We start from the raw sequence: 7,257 nt of genomic DNA on the forward strand, positions 1-7,257 counted from the left end.
TCTAACGGCTGCCGCCCTGGCCGGCATGCTGGTGCTTACCGGCTGCGGAAAGCAAGACGCAAATTCGAGTGCCAATGGACAAAGTGAAACCAGTGATCTGAAGACACAGGAAGCGCCGAAATCCGGTCCGATTACGATCAACCCGAAGATTGAAGACAAAGAGATTTTAGGGAAGGGGCCTTATGGCGAAAAAGCGGTTTCCGCCAAAACATTGAAGCTGACGGAGGCCGAGATTGCCAAGATCAAAAAAGGGAACTATAAAGCAGCCATTGTCATGCATTACACAGGAAACGACTACTCCACAGCCCAGATTCGGGCGCTTAAAGCGACCTTTAAACGGATGGGCGTGAAGGTTATTGCCGTAACCGATGCTCAATTTAAAGCGGAAAAGCAGGTATCGGACATCGAGACGGTCCTGGCAAAAAAGCCTGATATTATCGTGAGTGTTCCGGTTGACCGCGTTTCAACCGCCGGAGCCTTCAAAAAAGCGGCGGATGCTGGTGTAAAGGTCGTGTTTGTGGATGGCGTTGCAAATGACTTAAAGCCTGGAAAAGACTATGTCAGCGTCGTGTCGGGTGACAATTCCGGAAACGGTGCAGCCGCAGCAGAGGTAATGGGCGAGAAGCTGGGCGGAAAAGGCAAAATCGGCGTAATCTATCATGATGCTGATTTCTTTGTCACCAAGCAGCGGTCCGATGAGTTCGAAAAAACGATCAAGGAAAAATATCCGAAGATTAAAATTGCAGCCAGAGCGGGTATTTCAGGACCGAATGATGGCGAAAAGGTCGCTTCCGGAATGCTTACCAAATACCGTGACCTTGATGGACTGTTTGTCATCTGGGACGTGCCGGCTGAAGGGGCACTGGCTGCTGCACGGACGGCAGGCAAGGATAACCTCGTCGTCACAACCACCGATCTTGGAACGAATGTGGGCTTGGAAATTGCCTCCGGAGGCATCGTGAAAGGTCTTGGGGCCCAGTTGCCTTACGACCAGGGAGTAGCGGAAGCGATGCTGGCGGGTTATGCGATGATTGGAAAGAAAGCGCCAACCTATGTAGCTGCACCGGCTGTAAAGGTAACAAAGGATAACGTATTGGAATCCTGGAGACTGGTGTACGGGGCGGACACCCCAGATGTTATCAAGGATGCTGCAAAATAAAAAACACAGGAGGAATGATTGAAATGAAACGATTAAACGTAGGAATGATTGGCGGAGGATTTATGGGAAAAGCGCATGCACTGGCGTATGCAGGCATGCCGATGTTCTTTTGGCCTGCACCGGCGGTTCCCCACCGTCACACAATCGTTGATGTGACAGAGGAACTGGCAAAAAACGCAGCAGTGAAGCTGGGCTTCGACCACTATGAAACGGATTGGAGAAAAGTAGTGAACGACCCGAAAATCGATGTAATCGATATTGTCACGCCCAACCATACCCATGCCGAAATCGCGATCGCAGCGGCCAAGGCTGGTAAACACATCATTTGTGAAAAGCCGTTGGCGCTCGGCGCCGAGCAAGCAAAAGAAATGCTGGATGCCGTAAATGAAGCCGGTGTGAAACACATGGTTGCTTTTAACTACAGAAGAACTCCTGCTGTCGCATTGGCGAAAAAATATATTGAAGAAGGGCGAATCGGCAAGATTCTAAGCTTCCGTGGTACGTATCTGCAAGACTGGTCAGCTGACCCTGAATCCCCGCTTTCATGGCGCTTCCAGAAAAAGATTGCCGGATCTGGTGCTTTGGGTGATATCGGAACACACGTCGTTGATTTTGCGCGTTACCTTGTCGGCGAAATTACAGATGTGAATGCTGTAACGAAAACATGGATTCCTGAACGACCGGTTCAAACCGGAGGTGTAGACAGTCTCGGGAACGTAAAAGGTGGCGCTGACGTTCCAAAGAGCCCTGTGGATGTAGACGATGAATTCATTACGATGGTGAAATTCGACCAGGGCGCGATTGGAACCATTGAAGCGACCAGAAATGCCTGGGGACGAAACAATTACCTAACGTTTGAAATACATGGCGAAAAAGGTTCTCTCTCCTTCAATTACGAACGCCGTGATGAACTGCAAGTATGCTTCTCGGATGATCCGGGAGACGCAAAAGGGTTCCGTACCGTTTACACAGGGCCGAATCACCCGTATGGCGAAGGATTATGGCCAATACCGGCACTGGGTATCGGCTACGGGGAAACCAAGATCATTGAAACCTATGACTTTTTCAAATCAATCACAGAGGATACTGTCGTTTCACCAAACTTCCATGACGGCTACAAAATCGAAGCCATTGCCGATGCGATTCTTCAATCGGCAGAAAACAGCCAATGGGTGACGGTGGCAAAGGAACTCTCCGAAGTGAAATAAACTGAAGTGAAATTCGATAAGGGCTGCCGTTTTAACGCAGTCCTTATTAACTAAGAGGGTGAGTGCGTGGAACAGCCATTGCTTATGATGGAGAATATTTCAAAGTCCTTTAACGGAATCACTGTTCTGGATTCTGTGAGTTTTTCAGTAAAGAAAGGTGAAGTGCATGCGCTGATGGGTGGAAACGGCGCAGGCAAATCAACCTTGATGAAAATATTAACCGGCGTCTATTCAGCTGACCAGGGCGATATTTTTATCGATGGGAAGAAAGTAGAGATCCGTAATACGGATGACGCCAGAAACAACTACATCTCCATGATCTTTCAGGAATTCAGCCTGATTCCGTCATTGACGGTCGCGCAGAATATTTTCCTGACACGGGAATCGAAAACTTCCCTGGGGCTTCTTAATGATAAACAATGCATCGAGGAAACAGAAAAGCTTCTCGAGGAGTTGGACGTGGACATCCACCCCAATGATATGGTTGGTAATCTTGGCGTCGGATACTGGCAGATGACGGAAATTGCGAAAGCCCTGTCCCAGGAAACCAAAATTCTTGTGATGGATGAACCGACATCCTCCCTGACCCAAAAAGAAACAGAGATCCTTTTTTCCTTTATTCAAAGGATGAAAAACAAGGGATATGCGATTATTTACATCTCTCACCGGATGGAGGAAATTTTTGAAATATGTGACCGGATCACCGTGCTGCGGGACGGGAAGTTTGTTGCCACTGAGGAATGCAGGGACACGGATCTGGACACCGTGATCCAGCACATTGTCGGAAGGGATTCCAACAAGGCCTTTGAATGGAAGGAACGGCCGTATTCAACCGAAGTCACTCCTGTCCTGGAAGTCAAAAACCTGCAAGCCGGTTCAAAAGTAAAAGATGTCAGCTTCAAGGTATTTCCGGGAGAGATTCTTGGTATTGCGGGATTGATGGGCAGTGGCAGATCAGAGATGGCGAGGGCCATTTTCGGAATCGACGCGAAAGAAGGCGGAGAGATCCTCATTAACGGGGAGCAGAAAACAATCAAAACGGCTCCCGATGCGATTGATGCCGGATTGGCCCTCATTCCAGAAGACCGCCGCATGCAGGGGTTAATCCTTGAGCACAGCGTCAAAGAAAATATTATTCTACCAATCTTATCAAAATTAAAAAAGGGGCCGGTTCTTGATGAGGCCAAAGCGAACGAAATGGCCAGCCATTTTGTCGAGAAGCTGAGGATTAAGACCGACGATATCTTTAAGACGTCCCGTTTACTGTCTGGTGGAAATCAGCAAAAAATCGTTCTTGCCAAATGGCTGGCAAACAATCCCGAGATTTTGATTTTGGACGAGCCTACGATCGGGGTGGATATCGGTGCAAAGACCGAAATCATTGATGTGATCCGCGAGCTAGCTGACAGCGGTAAAGCAATCGTGGTTATATCGTCAGAATTCCCCGAACTAATGGCGCTTAGCGACCGGGTCATCGCCATGCACAATGGCCAGGTCGTGAAGGAATTAAGAAGAACAGAAATCCATTCAGAGGAGGAGCTTCAGCATGCCATCCAAGGAAATTAATGCTCCGGGCCGGGTTGTCTTTGGCAAAAGCCAGCCGCGGCCGGTTCAAAAGTTAGATTGGAGAAACTATATTGTTTATTTTGCATTCATCGGGGTCCTGATTTATTTTTCCATTTCTCTGTTCGATGAAGGCTTCGTTTCAACGGATAATCTGTTGAATATCGCCAGACAAACAGCCATGATCTCGATCATGGGTGTGGCGATGACCTTTGTCATCAGTACGGGAGAAATCGACCTTTCCGTAGGATCAACCACCGCACTTGCTTCTTTAACTGCTGCGCTTGCCATCCAGTCCGGCTTCGGAATGCTTGGCGGACTTGTGGCAGGCCTTGGTACAGGGCTTATCGTAGGACTGATTAATGGCTTATTAGTCACCAGGTTTGTCATTCCTTCGTTTCTGGTGACTCTCGGGATGATGGGGATCGTTAAAGGGATGGCTATGTGGGTTACCGATACGGCTCCAGTGCCCATCATCAACTCTGCCTTTAACTTTCTGTTTGGTTCGGGGGATATTGGTTCCGTTCCCATTCTATTAGTTTGGACATTGCTGGCCACTGTTGCCGCTCATATTCTTCTGAGAAAAACCTCCTTCGGCCGGCAGACACTCGCCACCGGCGGAAATGAAAGCGCCGCAAGATTTTCCGGGGTCAAAACCCATCGCATTAAAATGATGGTCTTTCTGGGAACAGGATTGGCAGCAGGGTTTGCCGGAATTCTCTACGCCGGTCGCATGCATGCAGGACGCTATACGTTCGGTGATGGTGATGAACTATCGGTTATTGCCGCGGTTATCCTTGGCGGGACGAGTCTTTTCGGCGGGGTCGGTACCGTGATCGGGACATTGATTGGATCCTTGATGATCGGAACCATTAACAACGGATTAATCATCATGGGTCTGGATGTCAGCCAGCAAATGATGATTAAGGGACTCATCATCATCCTGGCTGTAGCCTTTGGAAAGAAAGCGATGAAAAATTAACAAGAAGCGCAAAGGAGCATGAAGAGTGGAAAAGATAAAGGTTGGCATCATAGGAACAGGCTTTATTGGGCCCACCCACATTGAAGCCATCAGACGTCTTGGCTTTGTTGAGGTGTATGCCCTGGCTGAAAGCAGCCAGGATTCGGCTGAAGAAAAAGCAGCGAAGCTTGGCATTCCAAATGCTTACGGCGATTATCGTGAAATGCTGAAAAACAAGGAAATCCAGGTGGTCCATAACTGCACACCGAATCATCTGCATTTCGAGATCAACCGCGACATCATTTTGGCCGGAAAGCACGTATTGTCAGAAAAGCCGTTGGCCATGTCCAGCAGGGAATCGGAAGCACTGCTGGCATTGGCCACGGAGAAGAAGGTTTTTCACGGTGTCAACTTCAATTACCGCCAATTTCCGGTTTTAAAACAGCTCGAAACGATGGTCCAGAACGATGAAATCGGAAAGGTGAACCTGGTGCACGGGAGCTATTTGCAGGACTGGCTTCTGTTCGATACAGACTATAACTGGCGATTGGCACCGGATGCAGGGGGAAGATCCAGAGCGGTAGCCGATATTGGATCCCATTGGTGCGACACGGTTCAATATGTGACCGGGAAAAAAATCGTGGAAGTATTTGCGGACTTGGCCACTGTCATTCCAGTAAGGAAAAAACCGGTGGTGAATGTCTCGACATTCGGCGGCGGTCAGCAAACAGAAGATGAAAGTTACGAAAATGTACCTATTCATACGGAAGATTATGCTTCGGTCCTCGTCCGGTTTAATGATGGAACGAAAGGCGTATTCACCGTTTCACAGGTCAGTGCAGGACGGAAGAACCGGTTAAGCTTTGAACTGAACGGCAGTAAGCGTTCCGCCTATTGGAATCAGGAGGAGCCGGAGAAGCTGTGGATTGGGCACCGTAATCGTGCCAATGAGGTCCTTTTGGCGGATCCTGCCCTCTTCTCGGCGGATGCCAAGTCATCCATCCACCATCCGGGCGGACATAACGAAGGGTGGCCCGATGCATTGAAAAATATGATGCTGAACTTTTACAAGTCTATCCGTGATGGACAAACATCCGGAGCTGAGATCAATTTTGCCACATTTGAGGATGGCCACCGGTCCATGTACATCACTGAAGCCATTTTGAAAAGCCATGAGCATCAAAAGTGGGTGAAGGTTGGAGCCGGTCAGGAGGTCTTTTCGTGAAAATTGGTGTTTTTACCCTCCTCTACCAGAATCTCTCGTTTGAAGAAATGCTGACCAAGCTTTCGGAAGCAGGCGTTGATGCAGTTGAGTTAGGCACTGGCAATTTTCCAGGAAACAGCCACTGCCATACGGATGAGCTCCTGGATGATCCTGATAAGCTGAGCGCTTTCCAACGGGCACTGGAAACGAGAGGGATGACAATCAGCGGATTAAGCTGCCATGGCAATCCGCTGCATCCAAACCCTCATGTAGCAAAAGAGGCGCATGATGTCTGGCGAAAAACCGTGTTGCTCGCTGAAAAGCTGGAGGTCCCTGTTATCAACGGCTTTTCAGGCTGTCCGGGAGATCATCTGAACGCCAAATATCCGAATTGGGTAACTTGTGCCTGGCCGCTTGAGTACAAGGACATGCTTGATTGGCAATGGAACGAGGTCGTCATTCCCTACTGGAAGGAAGAAGCAGCCTTCGCACAGCTTCACGGGATTGAACGAATCGCCCTGGAGATGCACCCGGGATTTGTGGTGTACAATCCAGAAACGCTCCTCAAGCTGAGAGAGCATGCGGGCCCGGTGATCGGTGCCAACTTTGACCCAAGCCATCTCATCTGGCAGGGCATTGATCCTGTGGAAGCGATCAAAAAACTTGGCCGTGAAGATGCCATCCATCATGTCCATGCGAAAGACGTGTACCTTGATCAGGCCAATATCAAGGTCAACGGTGTCCTGGATACAAAGCATTACAGTGAAATATTGGATCGTTCATGGACATTCCGGTCCGTCGGATACGGTCATGACGAAAAAATGTGGAAGGATATCATCAGTACACTTCGTGCGGTCGGGTATGACTATGTCATCTCCATTGAACATGAAGATATGCTGGCTTCCATTGATGAAGGATTAGGCAAAGCCATTTCATTACTTAAACGAAACGTATTCGATGACAAAGCGGCCGAATTATGGTGGGCATAAACAGAAATTCACTGGAAGTGCAGGAGGGACAACGTATGACGATGCAAGCTGCCTTTTTTTCAGGTAACAAGAGAGTAGAAATACGTGAAGTGGAGATTCCGGTTCCCGGGCCGGGTGAAGTGCTGATCAAAATGAAGGCTTCGGCCATTTGCCGGAGCGATATGAGCTTGTAC

The 7,257-nt window shown here is 48.9% G+C and carries 6 protein-coding genes; all 6 read left to right on the forward strand.

All coding sequences use genetic code 11. From position 1 onward, the window contains the following. A partial coding sequence (locus ABHN01_RS24595) for a substrate-binding domain-containing protein (protein WP_429877725.1) occupies positions 1 to 1,159 on the forward strand: 1,159 nt, incomplete at its 5' end. Positions 1,160 to 1,182: 23 nt separating this feature from the next. Further along, positions 1,183 to 2,367 carry a Gfo/Idh/MocA family protein gene (locus ABHN01_RS24600; RefSeq protein WP_429877726.1) on the forward strand — a complete coding sequence of 395 codons (1,185 nt, stop codon included), beginning with the start codon at positions 1,183 to 1,185 and terminating at the stop codon, positions 2,365 to 2,367. A 66-nt stretch (positions 2,368 to 2,433) separates the two neighbouring features. Further along, positions 2,434 to 3,933, forward strand: coding sequence for a sugar ABC transporter ATP-binding protein (locus ABHN01_RS24605; protein ID WP_429877727.1), 1,500 nt, complete (start codon positions 2,434 to 2,436; stop codon positions 3,931 to 3,933). Beyond that, entirely contained in the window at positions 3,914 to 4,912 is a 999-nt protein-coding gene (locus ABHN01_RS24610) for an ABC transporter permease (RefSeq protein WP_429877728.1), read from the forward strand. The genes ABHN01_RS24605 and ABHN01_RS24610 overlap by 20 nt, the downstream gene beginning before the upstream one ends. Before the next feature lie 25 nt (positions 4,913 to 4,937). Further along, complete coding sequence (locus ABHN01_RS24615) at positions 4,938 to 6,116, forward strand: Gfo/Idh/MocA family protein (protein ID WP_429877729.1); 1,179 nt, start codon at positions 4,938 to 4,940, stop codon at positions 6,114 to 6,116. After that, positions 6,113 to 7,084 carry a sugar phosphate isomerase/epimerase family protein gene (locus ABHN01_RS24620; RefSeq protein WP_429877730.1) on the forward strand — a complete coding sequence of 324 codons (972 nt, stop codon included), beginning with the start codon at positions 6,113 to 6,115 and terminating at the stop codon, positions 7,082 to 7,084. Before ABHN01_RS24615 ends, ABHN01_RS24620 begins: the two co-directional genes overlap by 4 nt. Positions 7,085 to 7,257 lie beyond the last annotated feature (173 nt).

This window comes from Fictibacillus sp. NRS-1165 (assembly GCF_050468105.1).
Taxonomy (GTDB): Bacteria; Bacillota; Bacilli; order Bacillales; family Fictibacillaceae; genus Fictibacillus_C; species Fictibacillus_C terrinigri.

Coding starts and splice junctions, on each gene's coding strand:
- ABHN01_RS24600 (WP_429877726.1), top strand. CDS start 1,183: ATGAAACGATTAAACGTAGGAATGATTGGCGGAGGATTTATGGGAAAA.
- ABHN01_RS24610 (WP_429877728.1), top strand. CDS start 3,914: ATGCCATCCAAGGAAATTAATGCTCCGGGCCGGGTTGTCTTTGGCAAA.